The sequence below is a fragment of the Mesorhizobium sp. B3-1-6 genome (assembly GCF_006439555.1).
GTDB lineage: Bacteria > Pseudomonadota > Alphaproteobacteria > Rhizobiales > Rhizobiaceae > Mesorhizobium.
This window is the reverse complement of sequence record NZ_VFTM01000001.1, coordinates 251,818-267,394: the sequence shown is the minus strand read 5'-3', so window position 1 is coordinate 267,394 and position 15,577 is coordinate 251,818. Positions and strand designations below refer to the sequence as shown.

At 64.2% G+C, this 15,577-nt stretch carries 16 protein-coding genes; 10 read left to right on the top strand and 6 right to left on the bottom strand.

The window, feature by feature from the left end:
• Positions 1-5: 5 nt before the first annotated feature.
• Genes FJ414_RS01240 through FJ414_RS01230 form a run of 3 tightly spaced genes read left to right on the top strand, consistent with a single transcriptional unit; the run spans position 6 to position 3,118 of the window.
• A complete protein-coding gene (locus tag FJ414_RS01240; protein WP_181181485.1) occupies positions 6-773 on the top strand; it encodes an SDR family NAD(P)-dependent oxidoreductase in 768 nt (255 codons plus the stop codon).
• Positions 774-818: 45 nt separating this feature from the next.
• A complete protein-coding gene (locus FJ414_RS01235) occupies positions 819-1,595 on the top strand; it encodes an SDR family NAD(P)-dependent oxidoreductase (RefSeq protein ID WP_140640475.1) in 777 nt (258 codons plus the stop codon).
• Positions 1,592-3,118 carry an AMP-binding protein gene (locus FJ414_RS01230; protein ID WP_140640472.1) on the top strand — a complete coding sequence of 509 codons (1,527 nt, stop codon included), beginning with the start codon at positions 1,592-1,594 and terminating at the stop codon, positions 3,116-3,118. The genes FJ414_RS01235 and FJ414_RS01230 overlap by 4 nt, the downstream gene beginning before the upstream one ends.
• A 22-nt stretch (positions 3,119-3,140) precedes the next feature.
• Here the strand turns inward: FJ414_RS01230 and FJ414_RS01225 are convergent, their stop codons facing one another.
• The 4 genes from FJ414_RS01225 to ugpC form a co-directional block, all read right to left on the bottom strand.
• Complete coding sequence (locus FJ414_RS01225) at positions 3,141-4,322, bottom strand: CoA transferase (RefSeq protein WP_140640470.1); 1,182 nt, start codon at positions 4,320-4,322, stop codon at positions 3,141-3,143.
• A gap of 60 nt (positions 4,323-4,382) precedes the next feature.
• Entirely contained in the window at positions 4,383-4,910 is a 528-nt protein-coding gene (locus tag FJ414_RS01220; RefSeq protein ID WP_140640468.1) for a MaoC family dehydratase, read from the bottom strand.
• 1 nt (position 4,911) lies between these two features.
• Positions 4,912-5,148, bottom strand: coding sequence for a biotin/lipoyl-containing protein (locus tag FJ414_RS01215; RefSeq protein WP_140640466.1), 237 nt, complete (start codon positions 5,146-5,148; stop codon positions 4,912-4,914).
• Positions 5,149-5,284: 136 nt separating this feature from the next.
• Positions 5,285-6,451 carry a sn-glycerol-3-phosphate ABC transporter ATP-binding protein UgpC gene (ugpC, locus tag FJ414_RS01210; protein ID WP_140640464.1) on the bottom strand — a complete coding sequence of 389 codons (1,167 nt, stop codon included), beginning with the start codon at positions 6,449-6,451 and terminating at the stop codon, positions 5,285-5,287.
• Between the two features lie 252 nt (positions 6,452-6,703).
• Here ugpC and FJ414_RS01205 point away from each other — a divergent pair, with 252 nt between their 5' ends.
• The 7 genes from FJ414_RS01205 to FJ414_RS01175 all read left to right on the top strand — a co-directional run bounded on the left by FJ414_RS01205 (position 6,704) and on the right by FJ414_RS01175 (position 13,677).
• Positions 6,704-7,837 carry an enolase C-terminal domain-like protein gene (locus FJ414_RS01205; RefSeq protein WP_140640462.1) on the top strand — a complete coding sequence of 378 codons (1,134 nt, stop codon included), beginning with the start codon at positions 6,704-6,706 and terminating at the stop codon, positions 7,835-7,837.
• A 28-nt stretch (positions 7,838-7,865) separates the two neighbouring features.
• Positions 7,866-8,666 carry an SDR family oxidoreductase gene (locus FJ414_RS01200; RefSeq protein WP_140640460.1) on the top strand — a complete coding sequence of 267 codons (801 nt, stop codon included), beginning with the start codon at positions 7,866-7,868 and terminating at the stop codon, positions 8,664-8,666.
• A 39-nt stretch (positions 8,667-8,705) separates the two neighbouring features.
• Positions 8,706-9,179 carry a VOC family protein gene (locus FJ414_RS01195; protein ID WP_140640458.1) on the top strand — a complete coding sequence of 158 codons (474 nt, stop codon included), beginning with the start codon at positions 8,706-8,708 and terminating at the stop codon, positions 9,177-9,179.
• Positions 9,180-9,275: 96 nt separating this feature from the next.
• A complete protein-coding gene (locus FJ414_RS01190; RefSeq protein ID WP_140640456.1) occupies positions 9,276-10,283 on the top strand; it encodes a transketolase C-terminal domain-containing protein in 1,008 nt (335 codons plus the stop codon).
• Complete coding sequence (locus FJ414_RS01185) at positions 10,280-11,314, top strand: thiamine pyrophosphate-dependent dehydrogenase E1 component subunit alpha (protein WP_140640454.1); 1,035 nt, start codon at positions 10,280-10,282, stop codon at positions 11,312-11,314. Before FJ414_RS01190 ends, FJ414_RS01185 begins: the two co-directional genes overlap by 4 nt.
• Positions 11,315-11,452: 138 nt before the next feature.
• Positions 11,453-12,463 (top strand): MaoC family dehydratase, encoded by a 1,011-nt coding sequence (locus FJ414_RS01180; protein ID WP_140640452.1) that lies wholly within the window; start codon positions 11,453-11,455, stop codon positions 12,461-12,463.
• Positions 12,460-13,677, top strand: coding sequence for a CoA transferase (locus FJ414_RS01175; protein ID WP_140640450.1), 1,218 nt, complete (start codon positions 12,460-12,462; stop codon positions 13,675-13,677). The genes FJ414_RS01180 and FJ414_RS01175 overlap by 4 nt, the downstream gene beginning before the upstream one ends.
• Here the strand turns inward: FJ414_RS01175 and FJ414_RS01170 are convergent.
• Both FJ414_RS01170 and FJ414_RS01165 read right to left on the bottom strand, forming a co-directional pair.
• Complete coding sequence (locus tag FJ414_RS01170) at positions 13,674-14,711, bottom strand: LacI family DNA-binding transcriptional regulator (protein WP_181181484.1); 1,038 nt, start codon at positions 14,709-14,711, stop codon at positions 13,674-13,676. The genes FJ414_RS01175 and FJ414_RS01170 overlap by 4 nt on opposite strands.
• Positions 14,708-15,508 carry an SDR family oxidoreductase gene (locus FJ414_RS01165; protein WP_140640446.1) on the bottom strand — a complete coding sequence of 267 codons (801 nt, stop codon included), beginning with the start codon at positions 15,506-15,508 and terminating at the stop codon, positions 14,708-14,710. Before FJ414_RS01165 ends, FJ414_RS01170 begins: the two co-directional genes overlap by 4 nt.
• Positions 15,509-15,577 lie beyond the last annotated feature (69 nt).

Sequence of the window (15,577 nt, the reverse complement as noted above, 5' to 3'; positions counted from 1 at the left end):
GCTCCATGGCTTTCAACATCGGTTCCGGGCTTGAAGGCAAAAGCGTCGTTGTCACCGGCGGCAGCGGCGGCATAGGCCGCGAGGTCTGCCTGGCCTTCGCTGCCGCCGGATCACGCGTCGCGGTCGTCGATCTCGATCAGGGCAAGGTCGTTGCGGTCGCTGCCGAAATGGAAGCCGGTCCGCATCTTCCGATCGCATGTGACCTGAAGCCGATCGCACATCACAAGACGCTGATAGAAAAGGTCGTGACCGTGTTCGGCGGCATCGACGTCCTGGTCTGCACGGCTGCGGTCCTGATCCGCCGGCCCAGCGTTTTCGACGTGAGCGAGGCGGACTGGGACCTCCAGCATGACGTCAACCTGAAAGCATCCTTCTTCCTGAATCAGGCGGTGGCGCGGGTCATGAAGGACCAGGGAAGGGGCGGCCGCATTATCAATTTCACCTCGCAAGGCTGGCAGAGTGGCGGTTTCGGCGGCTCCGTGGCGTATGCCGCCACCAAAGGCGGCGTCGTGTCGATGACGCGCGGACTGGCGCGGTCGCTCGCCAAGGACAAGATAACCGTAAATGCGGTATCCCCGGGCGCGGCCGACACGGCCATGATGCGCTCCGGAATGGATCAGGCGGCGCTCGACGCGCAAGTCGCCCAGATACCGCTTGGCTACATGGCCGCGCCGTCGGATCTGGCAGGCACGGTGCTGTTCCTGGCCTCAGACCATGCCGGCTACATTACCGGCGCTACCATCAACGTCAGCGGCGGCTGGCTGATGTACTGACGGCGACCGCAAGAAGGCCAGGTCCAGATCAGAGGAGGATGAACCGTGTCAGGATCGCTTTCGGGAAAAGTCGCGGTCGTCACGGGCGCGGGGCGCGGCATCGGCGATGCCATCGCGGGCCGACTGATTGCCGACGGCGCAAAAGTCTTTGCGCTGGACAAAATGCTTCCAGACGAGCCGCGCAGGGGCGTCACTTACATCGAGACGGATGTGACCGATCCGGCCAGTGTGGGCGCTGCGTTCAAGGCCGTCGACGACAAAGCGAGTCAAGTCGACATCCTCGTCAGCAACGCCGGCATCCAGCGTGTCGGCCTGGTCGGCAAGATATCGTTCGCCGACTTCTCTTCGGTGATCGCCACCCACTTGCACGGCCTCTTCCTGTGCGCCTCGGAAGTCGTACCGCGCATGGTCGAGCGCGGCGCCGGCGGGGCGATCGTCAGCATCGCATCCACCGCCGCTTTCGTCGGCCTGCCGGGGCGGGGGCCTTACTGCGCCGCCAAGGCAGGCATTCTCGGACTGACGCGCGCGCTGTCGCTTGAAGTCGCGACCGCGGGCATAAGGGTCAATGCGGTGGCCCCCGGCTTCACGCGCACCAAGTTCATAGAGCAGGGTTTGAAGGATGGCTCCTTGCAGGAAGACTGGATGGTGGCCCGTGTACCGATGAAGCGGTTGGCGCGGACCGAGGAGATCGCCGAGGCCGTCCGGTTTCTTGCCGGCGACGAGTCGTCCTACATGACGGGTCAAACGGTCGTGGTTGACGGTGGCTGGATCGTACAAGGTATTCCCGAAGCGCCGACCTGGCTGCAAACGCCAGCCTCATGATGCCGGCAAAGCTAAATCTTGCGGAATATTGCATCGGCCGCGCGGCTGCGATGAGTCCGGGCAAGACCGCGCTTCTTGTCGTGAGCGACGCCGACAGGCCGCAGGATGCCGAGCGTTGGACCTATGCGGCGCTCGATCTTGCCGTGCGCCGGGTGGCGGCAGGTCTTCTGGCGGAAGATCTTTCGCCCCGCGATCGTATCGTGCTGCGGTTGCCGAACACGAGCGACTATGCCCTGCTGTTTCTTGGCGCGATGGCGGCCGGCCTGGTGCCGGTTCCCATCTCGGCACAACTCACCGGCAGCGAAACGGCGTTCCTTGTCGGAGATTCCGGCGCTGCGGCGATGGTCGAGACATCGTCGCTGGCCTCCGTAACCGCTCCTTCCGCATGCAAGGTTCTGGATGACGCGGCCTTGATACGACTGAAAAATACAGCGGAGCCGGCTGGCTTTGCCGATACCGACGCCGAAGCACCGGCCTACATGATCTATACGTCGGGAACGTCCAGTCGGCCCAAAGGCGTCGTCCACGCGCACCGCACGGTTCTCGGGCGAAAACCAATGCACATCGACTGGCAAGGCCTTTCGGCATCCGATGTCGTGCTGCATGCCGGCGCCTTCAACTGGAGCTATACGCTCGGTGTCGGGCTCCTCGACCCTTGGGCATGCGGCGCCACCGCAGTGCTCTACAACGGGCCAAACGACATCGCGGTCTGGCCAAAGCTTGTCGATGCCGTGGGTGCAACGCTGTTTGCGGCTGTGCCTTCGCTGTATCGCCAGATGCTGAAATATTGCAGCTTGCAGCCAGGATGTCTGCCGACGCTTCGCCACGCGCTTGCTGCCGGCGAAGCGCTGAGCCCGGCGATCCTCCACGGCTGGCACGCCGCCACGGGCAAGCAACTGTATGAGGCTTTCGGGATGAGCGAATGCTCGACCTTCGTGTCCAATCATCCGGGCATGCCCGTCAAGCCGGGCAGTCCCGGCAAGCCGCAAGCCGGACGGCCGATCGCGGTGTTGCCGCTGGACGGCGGCGTGGAACCGGTTGCTGCCGGCGAGACAGGTTTGCTTGCCATTCACCGCAGCGATCCCGGTCTGATGCTTGGCTATTGGCAGCGGCCCGAAGAGCAGCAGGCTGTGTTTCGCGGTGATTGGTTTGTCGGCGGCGATCTCGCTGCGTTCGATGGCGACGGCTATCTCTGGCATCGCGGGCGTGCCGACGACATCATGAATGCAGGGGGCTATCGCGTGTCGCCGCTGGAGGTCGAGGCCGCGCTGACCGGATGCGCGGGGGTTGCCGAGATTGCGGCGGCTGAGCACCATGTGCGGAGCGACGTTACCGTGATTGCCGTCTTTGTCGTGCGTGACGGAGACGGCAGAACAACAGCCGATGACATCATGGCGATCGCCGAGCGGCGCCTTGCCGCCTATAAACGGCCGAAGCAGGTGTTCTTCGTCCCGAGCTTGCCTCGCAATGCCAATGGGAAGCTCTTGAGGCGCCAGCTTTCATTGGTGGTGGCTGGCGGTTGATCTTCCTGGCATAAGCCAAACATCAGCTTTCGGCTTTGGAGCTGGTGGCTGCAAAGCGGTCGAGCACCGCCTTCGTATCCGCGTCGAATGGACGTCCTGCATGGCGCACGCGGCCGGGCGTCTTCGAAAATCCTGCGACGACGTTTTGCATTGCGACGCCGTCAACCTGCGTGATCATGTTGCGGGCGCGATAATGCTCGTCGGCAAAGATATCCTTCATGTCGAGCACCTTGGCGATGGCTGCGTCGACGCGGCGGAACTCGCGGATCACTTCTTGCGAGGGTCGCGACGCCACCCAGTCGGCGACGTAGACCTCGAGCGCTTCGCGATTGCGGCTGCGGCCCTGGAATGTCGAGAAGCGGTCGTCGCTGCCCAGACCAACCAGCGCCAGCACCCGTTTGGCGATCGAATCCGCCGAGCTGGAAATCGCCACCCAGACGCCATCGGCGCATCGGTAAGTGCCGCGCGGCACCGTATAGGGAATACCCGAGCCAAGCCGCGGCTGCAGATAGCCCATATGGGCATAAGCCGAGGGCAGCGGACCCATGATCTGGAACATCGAGGTCAGAAGGTTGACGTCGATCGTTTGTCCCTCGCCGGTACGCTCGGCGTGGCGGAGCGCGGCCAGCGTGGCGAAGGCGCCGACCAGGGCCGTCACCTCGTCGGTCAGCGCCACCGGCGGCAGCAGCGGCTGGCCGCCTGCCTCACCCAGCAGATTGGAAAATCCGCTCATCGCCTCGGCGATCGTCGCAAAGCCCGGGTGCAAGGCATAAGGCCCGTCCTGGCCGAAGCCGGTCACGCGCAGCACCACCATCTTCGGATTGCGCCGCTGCAATTCGTCCGGGCCGAAACCGAGCGCTTCGAGCTTGCCCGGGCGCATGTTCTCTATCAGCACGTCGGCGCCTTCGAGCAGCGACCAAAGATTGCGCTGCCCGCTCTCGGTTTTGAGATCGAGCGAGACGACTTGCTTGTTGCGGTTCACCAGCTTCCAGAAATACGAATCGGTCTCGTCCGGGCCGGTCCAGCCCATGCGACGGGTCGGATCGCCGTTGGGACCTTCGACCTTGATCACTTCGGCGCCGTAGTCGGCCAGGTATCGCCCGGCACCCGGTCCGGCGACGACGGTGGCGAGTTCCACGACGCGTATGCCATCAAGAGGCCCGGGCGTCTCGCGCGCCAATTCGGGATCAGCCTTGTCCGTCATGCGATCGCTCTCCGCCGCCGACACTTCCATGCAAATGCGTTTTGACCCATGCGTTGCGCATCAGGTTTCGGCCGCCGCCGAAGCCGTCCGAGCGCGACCAGCCGGCCGGCCGGCGCGCATCGGCAAAAGCACGGCGCGGGTGAATGTGCAGACCTTTGCCCGGTCCTGGTTGAAGCCATCGGTGCGAACGGTGAGAATGCCTTCGCCGGGGCGGGAGGCGGATGGCCGCGTCTCAAGTATCTCGGTCTGGCCGTAGAGCGTGTCGCCATGGAACAGCGGCTTGAGATGGCGAAGTTCGCTGACGCCGAGATTGGCGATGGCGCGGCCGGAAATGTCGGGCACGCTCATCCCCAGCAGCAGCGAATAGATGTAGGTGCCGACAACGATGTTGCGGCCCTCGGCCATCTCCGTCTCCGCGAAGCGCCGGTCGATATGCAGTGGGCTGGCGGCCATCGTCAAAAGACAGAACAGATGGTTGTCCGCCTCCGTGATGGTCTTGCCCGGCCAATGTTCGAAAACATCGCCGGTCCGGTAGTCGTCGAGATACCCACCGAACCTTTCGTCGCGCGCGGAGTGAACTTTCGCCATTTCAGCCCTCGAGCACCAAAGTCGGCGCGCCGGTCCGGACGTCGTCGCCGACCTTGATCAGGATTTCCGCAACGGTGCCGGCGAACGGGGACGGGATTTCTACCTGGGTCTTGTCGGTCTCCACCACGAACAGGGTCTGGCCTTCGTTGACCTTGGCACCGACCTGGACCTGGATCTCGTTGATCACCACCTCGTCGACCGCGTCGCCGACCTTGGGCATCTTGAGCGTGGAACGCATTATCTGATCTCCATCAAAACATTGCCAAAAGGAGGATTTTCGCCAATCGAAACTTTGCCCTGGAAACGGAAGACGGCGTGCAAACCGCGACCGCCGGCCGTAATTCCCAGCAAAATCAGAATGGCTTTCCTCCCTATCACAACGCCTTGCCCGTGCTGCTATCGAAAAGGTGGATCCGCTCGCCGTCGACGACGAGTTCGAGGCTGGTTTCGCGTGCCGGCACGCGGCTGGCTCCGACGCGCAGCACGAGAAGCCGGGCGTCGATACGGACCAACTCCGCCGGATCGACAACCGCGCCGCGGGCGTAGTCGTCGGCTGTCCGGATGATGACCGAGGTGCTTGCGGGCGATACCGCGATGAACGATTCCGGCTCCAGTTGTTCGACCAACTCGACCTTGGCCGGAATGCCGGCGCCGCTGCCGGCAGGCTGCCAGGACAAATGCTCGGGCCTGATGCCAAGTATGACGGTGTCGCCGGCCGCGAGCCCAGGTTCTTTCACCTTTGGTCGCACGCTGACCTGCCGATCGCCGATAGATACAACGAGAGCATCGGCTTGCGTCTCGATGACCTTTGCTTCGAGGAAGTTCATGGCAGGGCTGCCGATGAAGCCGGCGACGAATATGTTGGCCGGTGCGTGGTACAGCGCGTGCGGCGTGTCGTATTGTTGCAGCGTTCCGCGCGAGAATACGGCGACGCGGCTGCCGAGCGTCATCGCCTCGACCTGGTCATGGGTAACGTGGATCGTCGTGACGCCAAGCCTTGTGTGCAGACGCGACAGCTCGGCCCGCAATTGCACGCGCAGCTTGGCGTCGAGGTTGGAGAGCGGCTCGTCAAGCAGGAACGCTTCCGGATTGCGGACGATGGCGCGGCCCATGGCGACGCGCTGACGCTGGCCGCCTGAGAGTTCGCGCGGCTTGCGGTCGAGCAAGTCCGACAGGTCGAGGATGCGGGCGGCTTCGGCAACCCGTTTATCGATCTCCGACTTCGGCGTCTTGCGCAGTTCCAGCGCGAAAGCGATGTTCTCGCGCACGGTCATCTGGGGGTAAAGCGCATAGTTCTGGAAAACCATCGCGATGTCGCGGTCGCGTGGCGACACGTCGTTCATGGTCTTGCCATTGATGCTGATCTCTCCCGACGTGACCGATTCAAGCCCGGCGATCATTCTCAGCAACGTGGATTTTCCGCAGCCGGAAGGTCCGACGAAGACAACAAATTCGCCGTCGCGTATTTCCAGGTTGACATCCTTCAGGGCCTGCACCGGGCCGTAGAGCTTACCAACCTTGCGAAGACCGATCGACCCCATCCAGAAACTCTTCGTCGCCTCAAAATTCGTGCCGCGATCCCGGTTGGGACCGCGCGCCGATGATGCCGAACCGGTACCTGAAACAAGGGCCGCAAAATGCCCTTGGACCCGTGAACGGAAGTCGAGACTAGGCAATCGCGAAAACCGTGTCAATCGTTTGACTAACGGCAATCAATCGGTTGACCGAGCAAAAATGCGTCGTTATGGTGGCGGCAAATTCCCGGCTCGGCCGGGCCCTTGGGAGGGGATGGAATGCCTAGTCCTTCTACTGTTGTCGACGTCAGCGTAGCCACCATTCAGGCTCAGCTGCCGGCGCCGGTGATTTTCGGCGACTGGGTCATGAAGATGCGCGAATTCGCCACGGTGCGGATACGCACGTCGTCGGGGCACGAGGGGTGGGCGTTCACGCTGACGCGCGACGGCGCCGTCGCCGAGCAGATCCGCAAGAGCATCGCTCCGGTCTATGCCGGCACCGACATCGCCGACCGCGAAGCGACCTTCCGGACCGCGAAGGGACGCACCTATGGTTCGCATAGCGCCGGCGTTGGTCTGCGGGCGCTTTCGATCGTCGACCTCGCCGCCTGGGACGCGGCCGCGAAGATCGCCGACAAGTCGATCGCCGAGTTCCTCGGCGGCAAGGTGAAGCCGATGCCTGCAACCTGCATCATCGGCTATCCGCCCGCGATCATGCCGCCGGACAAGACCGGCGCGCAGGCGGCTGATTTCTACGCCAAAGGATGGCGACGCTTCAAAGCCCCGATGGCGGCTACCTGGGAGCTGTCGGCCGCGCGGCTGCGCGCGGTGCGCAACGCGGCACCCGATGCCTGGCTCGGCACCGATCTTGTCTGGATGTTCAAGACCGTCGACGAGGCAGCCGCCTACGCCGACAGCATCGCCGACATCGACATGGGCTGCATCGAAGACATTTTCCCGCCCGGCAATGCCGGCATGCTCGCGGCGCTCCGCAAGCGCGTTCCCATGCCGATCTGGCAGGGCGATGAACAGGGTGGCTCCTACTACCCGGAAGCCCTGATCATGGCTGGGTCCGTCGATCGCGTTCGCGTCGACCTGACCTGCATGGGGGGTATCACCGGCGGCCGCGCCGTCATCGACGAGTGCCTCGCGGCGGGCGTCGATTTCGGCCCGCACATGTTCCCGCATACCCACAGTCAGGTGTTCAGCGCCTGGGGCTTCGACGACAAGCCGATCGAATGGGGCGTGCCGTGGACAGGGGTGCACCCTTATGACGATGCCCTCGCGCAGCCGCAGATCATGGCAGGCGGACTGATGAAGCCGCTGCCGCAGGGGCCGGGATTCGGCAAGATGATCGACAAGGCGTGGTGCCTGAGCCAGCCGCACCAGGATCCAGACAACATCCTGCAGTAGGAACGCACCGGTACAGGCGAGAGCTGTCATGGCGGACGATGAGATCACAGTACCCGCGAACTATACGGCAGGTCTTTTCGACATTTCTGGCCGCGTCGCCGTCGTCACCGGCGCCGGCAGCGGGCTGGGCGCGGCGATCGCGATCGGTTATGCGCAACTCGGCGTCACTGTCGTGCTCGCCGATATCAACGCCGCGGGAATGGCGGCGACGCTGGCGACGATCACCGAGCAGGGCGGCAAGGCCGTCGCTGCCGAACTCGACGTCACCAAGCGGGATCGCTGCTTCGACCTCGCCAGGAAAGTCAAAGCGGACCATGGCAGCGTCGATATTCTGGTGAACAGCGCCGGCTCCGCCTTCCGCAGTCCAGCCGAGGAGTTTCCGGAGGACAAGTTCAACTTCATCCTCGATCTCAACCTCAAGGGAACCTACTTCTGCTGCCAGGCTTTCGGCAATGTGATGCTGGCGCAGGGCAGGGGCAGCATCATCAACCTCGCCTCGATCGGCTCGTTCAACGCTTATCCCTGGGCCAGCGCCTATCTGGCCTCCAAGGGCGGCGTGCTGCAGATGACCAAGGCACTGGCGCTGGAGTGGCGAGACCGCGGCGTGCGCGTCAACGGCATCGGTCCGACGCTGATGGAATCGCCGCTCACCAAGGCCGCGGCTTCCCGCTCGTCGATCACGGCGGATTTCATCAAGGCGCGCATGCTGCGGCCCCGGCTCGGGCTGCCGCGCGAGTTGATCGGAACGGCCGTGTTTCTGGCGAGCGATGCGTCCGAACTCGTCACCGGGCACATCGTCATGTGCGACGACGGATATCTAACGGCATGAACACCGAACGCATAGGCCGACCACCGGCCGGAGGCTGACTTGGCAAGGATCACCAAAGCCCATCATACCGGATTCACCGTGCGCTCGCTCGAACGCTCGATCGCCTTCTATCGCGACATACTGGGCTTCGAGCTGGCCTTCCAATGGAACCCGCAGGCCGAATACATCGGCGAGCTTGTCGGCTATCCGAGCGTGGATCTGCACGGCGCCATTCTTCGGCTGCCGGGCACGGATGTATGCCTCGAGCTGCTCGAATACCGCAATATCGAACAGGTCCGGGTCGACATGCGCAACGGCAACATCGGCAATGGCCACATTGCGTTCAACGTCGACGACCTGTTGAGCCTCTACGAGGAGCTGGTGGCCAAAGGCGTGAAATCGGTCTCCGCCCCGGTCACGCCGACGATCGGTCCGAACAAGGGCGGCAAGGCGGTTTATCTCATCGATCCAGACGGTTTCCGCGTCGAACTGATCCAATCGGCGCAAGCCTTCGGGAGCTATAAGCCGGAGTGATCCCGATCAAATAAAAACGTTTCCAAATTTCGTTGCCTGCGCTAGCTTCGCAAGCCTGCACCAACCATCCGACCTGCGTATTGGGAGAATTTCGCCTTGGCTAAGATATGGGTTCGGCAAGCGGTCCTCAGGGCCCTCGATGATGCGATGACGGAAGATCCGACCGTCATCATGATGGGGGAAGACATTGCGGCCGCGGGCGGCCCGTTCAAGGTGACGGAGGGTCTGCTCGCCGTGCACGGTCCGCAGCGTGTCATCGACACGCCGATCTCGGAAATGGCCTTCATGGGGGCCGCCGTCGGTGCCGCTGTCTGCGGGCTCAAGCCGATCGTCGAGATGATGTTCATCGAATTCATCGGCGTGGCTCTCGACCAATTGACGACGCAGGCGGCGACGATGCGCTATCTTTCGCGCGGCAAACTGACGACGCCGCTGGTGGTGCGCGCTTCGGCCGGCGCCGGGCAGGGTTTTGGCTGCCAGCATTCGCAGATGCTCGACCACTGGTTCCGCGGTACCCCGGGCCTCAAGGTGTGCGTCACCAGCAACGCCCGCACGACCTACGGCTTGCTGCGCTCGGCGATCGAGGATCCGGATCCGGTGGTCGTGCTCGAACCACGTATTCTCTACGCTGAACGCGAGGAATACGAATTCGACAGCAGCTACCGCATCCCGCTCGGCAAGGCCGAGATCGTCAAGGCGGGCAAGGATGCGACGCTGCTCGCCTGCGGGGCGATGGTGCGGGTGGCCAAGGAAGCCGCCGAAAACAGCAGCGCCGACATCGAGGTGATCGATATGCTGACGCTGTGGCCGTGGGACCGCGATACGATCATGGAATCGGTTTCAAGAACCGGTCGTCTGGTGACGCTCGAAGAGGCCACCGCCGGCAACGGCTGGGGCGCCGAAGTGGTGTCTTCCGTCGCTGTCGAGGCCTTCGGTTCGCTGAAGGCGCCGCCGCACCGCATCACCTTGCCCGATGCGCCGGTGCCCTACAGCGGCAAGCTGGAAGCGCGCTTTCTGCCCAGCGCGGCCTACGTCGCCGAGCAGGTGTCCGCCCTGGTGTCGACCAACAAAACGCCAATGCCCTGGTGGAGGAACGCAGCATGACGCTCTCCAATTCCAACTCGCCGCTGGCGCGCCGGGAAGCCCTCGACGACAGGCTGGAGCAACTTCGCCGGATGATCGAGATCCGCTTCGTCGAGGAACGCATTCAGAAGCTGTTCGCGGAAGGCCACGTGCGCGGCAGCACGCATCTGGCGAGCGGCCAGGAAGGCGTGTCGGTCGGCATCGCACGCTCGATCGACCCCGACGACATCGTCACCTGCACTTATCGCGGCCACGGCCATGCGTTGGCATTGGGCCTAACGCCTGCGGGCGTCATCGGCGAGATCTGCGGCCGCGTCATCGGCTGTGCCGGCGGGGTTGGCGGATCGATGCACCTTGTCGAGCCGGCGATCGGACTGCTGCCCACGGCGGCCATCATCGGCGCCGGCCTGCCGATCGCCTGCGGCGCCGCGCTGGCGGCGCGCGCGCGCGGCACGGACCGCGTCGCGGTCGCCATCTTCGGCGACGGCTCGGCCAATATCGGGGCCTTCCATGAATCGCTGAATTTCGCCGCGATCCAGAAGCTGCCCGTGGTCTTCGTCTGCGAAAACAATCTGTACGGCGAATATACGCGCATCCAGCTGTCGACGCCGGTCGAGGACATCGCGATACGCGCCGCCAGCTACAACATGCCAGGGGTCATCGTCGACGGGCAGGACGCCGACAAGGTTGCGGAAGCGATGGCGACGGCCGTTGCGCGGGCGCGCCGCGGGGAAGGACCTTCGCTGGTCGAGATGAAGACATACCGCTATTCCGGCCATTCCCGCTCGGACCCGGCGACCTACCGGCCGGCCGGCGAACTCGACGCCTGGCTGAAGCGCGACCCGATCGACATCTTCGCCGAGCGCCTGACCGCCGAGACGCTGTTGGCGGCGGGCGGCCTCGATTCGCTCAAGACCGAAGTGCGCGAGGCGGTAGAAACGGCGACGGCGGAGGTGCTGGATTCGCCGGCGCCGGAACTCGGTGAGATCATGGCGCATGTCGGCGCTTACTCTGCAGGCGGCGATCAGCGCCATTTGTTTTGGTCGAATTGACCTGGCCGTTTTGGTGACGCAGGTCGCTGCAAAGCAGCCTGCGTCGGAAGGAATTTCTGACCGCACGCTGCCGGAGACGATATCCGGCGGCGATTTTATCGACTGCTGGCGCCCTTTGTCGGCGCAGGCCGGAGCAGAATGGGCACGCGTTCCGACATAGGCTTCGACGGCCCGCTTTTCGACGATCTCGCGATCGGCGACCGCTTCGACAGCGCGCCGACGATGCGGCTGACGGAAGGTCTGGCCGCCGTCCACCACGCAATCGTCGGCGGACGCCTGCGGTTGGCCTTCGATGCCAGGCTGTCCGAGGCCGTGACGGGGCAGGCATCGCCGTTTGCCGCGCCGGCTTTCGTGTGGGATATCGCCATAGGACAATCGACGCTTGTCACCCAACGCGCCGTCGCGAACCTGTTCTATCGTGGTTTGGTGTTCCGCCGCGCACCGGCGATCGGCGACAGCCTGACGACATCCACGACCGTCATTGGCTTGCGTCCGGCATCGGCAAAACCTGGCCGCCCACCGCGCGGACTTGTTGCCATGCGCATCGCGACGGTCGATCAGGAGCAGCGTCCGATCCTCGATTTCTGCCGTTGCGCCATGCTGCCCGCGCGCTCGGCCGATGCTGTGGCGGCGCAAGGCCAGACGGAGCTGCCGAAATCCGATTTCACCCAGACGCAACTGTTGGAAGCGGTATCAGGCTGGAATCTTGACGCTTTTCGCGATGCCACGCACGGTCCGCATTTTGATGACCTCGAAGCGGGTTCAGTGCACGATCTTGCCGGAGGCGACGTCGTCAGCAGCGCTCCGGAACTGGCCAGGCTGACCATGAATCTGGCGGTCATCCATCACGACCGTATCGCAGCAGGCGGACAGCGTCTGGTCTATGGCGGCCACACGATCGGCATCGCCGCCGCACAAATCACGCGCGTCTTCCCCGGCCTGGTGACCATCCTTGCCTGGCATGACTGCGACCATCTCGGCCCGGTGCATGAGGGCGATACGCTGCATTCGCAGGTCATCGTCGAACGCTGCCAGCCGCTGCCTGGCGGCGGCGGACTGGCGCATCTTCGCTGCAAGGTCCGGTCGACCGACGGTGCCAGTGAGACGTCGGACGTGCTCGACTGGCGGTTGGTAGGGCTGTTTGCATGACGCGAGCCATCCTGAGCGGCATGTCCGTGGTCGAAGGCTCGGCCTTCGTCGCGGCGCCGCTTGGAGGAATGACGCTGGCGCAGCTTGGCGCCGATGTCATCCGCTATGACCAAATCGGCGGCGGACTAGATTATCGCCGATGGCCGGTGACGGATAGCGCACAAAGCCTGTTCTGGGCCGGCATGAACAAGGGCAAACGCTCGATCCAGATCGACCTGCGTTCCGAGGAAGGGCAGGAGATCGTCGCCGCGCTGATAACCAGGCCCGGCACTGATCAAGGCTTCTATCTTACCAATTTCGCGGCGCGCGGAGCATTGTCCTACGAGGCATTGAAGGCACGGCGGACCGATCTCATCATGGTCGCCTTGAGCGGCAACGCCGACGGGTCGAGCGAGGTGGACTATACGGTCAATGTCGCCACGGGGTTCCCCGACATCACGGGTTTGCCTGGGTCTTGCGGCCCCACCAATGGCGTGCTGCCGGCCTGGGATATCGCGATGGGCGAACTCGCCGCGGTTGGTCTGCTTGCCGCCGACAGACACCGCAGCCGCACAGGCGAGGGTTCGCTGGTAAAGCTCGCTTTGTCCGACGTCGCTTTTGCCACCGTCGGACATCTGGGGCGTATCGCGCAGGCCGAACGCGGCGGCAGCGCGGCGAAGGACGGCAATTTCCTGTTTGGCGCGTTCGGGCGCGACTTTGCCACAAACGATGGTCGGAGGGTTATGGTCGTTGCGTTGACGGAACGGCAGTGGAAGTCGCTGGTCCAGGCCACAGGTATCGATGCCAAGGCGCTGGCCGCGGCGACCGGCGCCGATCTTGACAGCGAGGGAGGACGCTACGCTGCCCGCCATGCCATCGCGGACGCGATAGCGCCGTGGTTCGCGGCGCGTCGTTTCGACGAGGCGACGAAGGACCTGTCAGCCGCGGGGGTCTCCTGGGGGCCATATCAGAGTTTCCAGCAACTCGTCGCCGAAGACCCACGCTGCTCGCCGGCCAATCCGCTGTTCTCACCCGTCGATACGCCAGGCATCGGGACGGTGCTGACGCCCGCGTCGCCGCTCTACTTTTCGGTGGCGGATCGGCTGCCGGCCATGCGTGCGCCGGTGCTCGGGGAACATACCGACGAGATCCTAGCAGGTCTGGGCATCAGTGATGGCGAGATCGGCCGCCTGCACGACCGCGGCGTCGTCGCAGGAGCCGAGCGCCGCCTTTAGGACTTTATCTTTGGCGGCGGCCCAACGGATTCGCGCATCACCAGTTGCGGCGCAATGTCGATCACGACGTCCTGCGGCTCGCGGCCATGGACCATGGCGTCAAGTTCGACCACGGCGCGGGCGCCCATCTCGCTCAGCGGCGTGACGATGGCAGTCAGCGGCGGCGCGGTGAAGATGGCGTCTTCGCCGTCCAGAGAGACAACCGAAAGGTCACGCGGCACCTGGATGCCGCGTACGCGCGCCGCTGCCAGCGCGCCGATGCCGACCAGCATGTTGAAGGCGAAGATGCCGGTCGGCGGCGCCGGCTCGCTCATGATGTGGTGCAGGGCGTCGTAGCCGCCGCGCCGCGACACCGGCGCATTGGCGACGATCGCAGGCCCGAGGCCGGCAGCCTTGCAGGTTTCGATGAAGCCAATATGGCGGCGTCGCGAGGTATCGAGTTCCGGCATCGAACCGATGAAGCCGAGCCTCGTGTGTCCAGCCTCTATGAGCGTGCGCGCCGCCAGCCGGCCCGAGGCATGGTCGTCCACGGTGACGCTTCTGCCGATCGTGGAACGCCGGTTGACGAAGACGTGCGGCACCGGATTGTTCGCGATCGCCTCGATCATTTCGCGGCTCTCGGCCGTCACCGCGATGATCAGGCCATCGATGCGCCGCTCGCTGACCAGTCTCAGATAGGCCGCCGTCGACCGCTGCTCGTCCGCAACCTCGGCGATCAGCATGACATAGCCGGCTTTTTCAGCCTGCCGCATCGCACCGCGCACGGTCTCTGCGTAGACCGGGTTGGTCAGGTCGGGCAGCAGTATGCCAAGAGCGCCCGTGCGCTGGGTGCGCAGATTGCGCGCCAGCGCATGCGGCCGGTAGTTGACGCGCCCTGCCTCGTCCAGGATAGCCTGACGGGTCTGCGCGCGCACGCTGATGCCGCCATTGTTCAGCACTTTGGACACCGTCGAAACGTCAACGCCGACTGCGCGCGCTATATCTTTCAGCGTGGCACGTGCAGACGGAGGCGCAGCTGGTGTCGATGTTTTCACGAGACCTTCCCGTACCTCTCTAGCAGAGCTGCGTCCGGCTCGTAACGATAGCAGCGGGAGGTCAGGCCGCCATCGACCGCGAGAGACTGGCCGGTGACGAAGGAGGCTTCCGACGAGATAAGCCATGACACCGCCGCCGCTATCTCCTCCGGTTCGCCTATGCGTTCCAGCGGATGCTGGATGGACATTTCCCGTTCGGCGCGCGTGCTGTCCGGGCTATCGCGGATAACCCGCCGCACGAGCGATGTGCGCACCGCGCCGGGCGCCACTGCATTGGCTCGAATGCCCACCGGTCCGTATTCGACCGCGATGTAGCGGGTCAGCGCGTCAATGCCGGCCTTGGCGACGTCATAAGCCGCCCACATGTTGAAGGCGGAGCGGCCATGCACCGACGAGACGTTGACGATCGACCCGGCGACGCGGTCTCTCACCCATGTCTGGATCGCTTCCGAAGAGCCCCAGAAATGCGACATCAAATTGACCGCAAAGACGCGCTCGACATCGGCGTCTTTCGGTTCATGCAGATTGCCCATCAGTGCGACACCGACATTGTTGACCCAGCCTCGCAGGGGCGCGAGCTTTTCGGCGGCCTCTCGCGCTTTCTTCAGCACGGCACGGTCGGAGGCGTCGCCGCAAAGGCAGCCATGTCCCTTGCCCAGCTTCTTGCCCAGGTCGGATGCCGTTTCGGGGTTGATTTCAAGGCCGACGACGTTCCATCCATCGGCCGCCAGACGAACGGCTATGGCATGGCCGATGCCGTCGCCGGCTCCCGTTACGACAACGCTTCCGAGACTCATCGAGACCTCCCATTGGATCCGGGCGGGCGGCTCGGCTTGTCGACGCGCCATGGGTTTGTTGGTCGGCTT

Excerpts from the sequence above, each read along its gene's own strand:
- FJ414_RS01240 (WP_181181485.1), top strand. The coding sequence starts at position 6 with ATGGCTTTCAACATCGGTTCCGGGCTTGAAGGCAAAAGCGTCGTTGTC.
- FJ414_RS01230 (WP_140640472.1), top strand. The coding sequence starts at position 1,592 with ATGATGCCGGCAAAGCTAAATCTTGCGGAATATTGCATCGGCCGCGCG.
- FJ414_RS01225 (WP_140640470.1), bottom strand. The coding sequence starts at position 4,322 with ATGACGGACAAGGCTGATCCCGAATTGGCGCGCGAGACGCCCGGGCCT.
- FJ414_RS01220 (WP_140640468.1), bottom strand. The coding sequence starts at position 4,910 with ATGGCGAAAGTTCACTCCGCGCGCGACGAAAGGTTCGGTGGGTATCTC.
- FJ414_RS01215 (WP_140640466.1), bottom strand. The coding sequence starts at position 5,148 with ATGCGTTCCACGCTCAAGATGCCCAAGGTCGGCGACGCGGTCGACGAG.
- ugpC (WP_140640464.1), bottom strand. The coding sequence starts at position 6,451 with ATGGGGTCGATCGGTCTTCGCAAGGTTGGTAAGCTCTACGGCCCGGTG.
- FJ414_RS01205 (WP_140640462.1), top strand. The coding sequence starts at position 6,704 with ATGCCTAGTCCTTCTACTGTTGTCGACGTCAGCGTAGCCACCATTCAG.
- FJ414_RS01200 (WP_140640460.1), top strand. The coding sequence starts at position 7,866 with ATGGCGGACGATGAGATCACAGTACCCGCGAACTATACGGCAGGTCTT.
- FJ414_RS01185 (WP_140640454.1), top strand. The coding sequence starts at position 10,280 with ATGACGCTCTCCAATTCCAACTCGCCGCTGGCGCGCCGGGAAGCCCTC.
- FJ414_RS01180 (WP_140640452.1), top strand. The coding sequence starts at position 11,453 with ATGGGCACGCGTTCCGACATAGGCTTCGACGGCCCGCTTTTCGACGAT.
- FJ414_RS01175 (WP_140640450.1), top strand. The coding sequence starts at position 12,460 with ATGACGCGAGCCATCCTGAGCGGCATGTCCGTGGTCGAAGGCTCGGCC.
- FJ414_RS01165 (WP_140640446.1), bottom strand. The coding sequence starts at position 15,508 with ATGAGTCTCGGAAGCGTTGTCGTAACGGGAGCCGGCGACGGCATCGGC.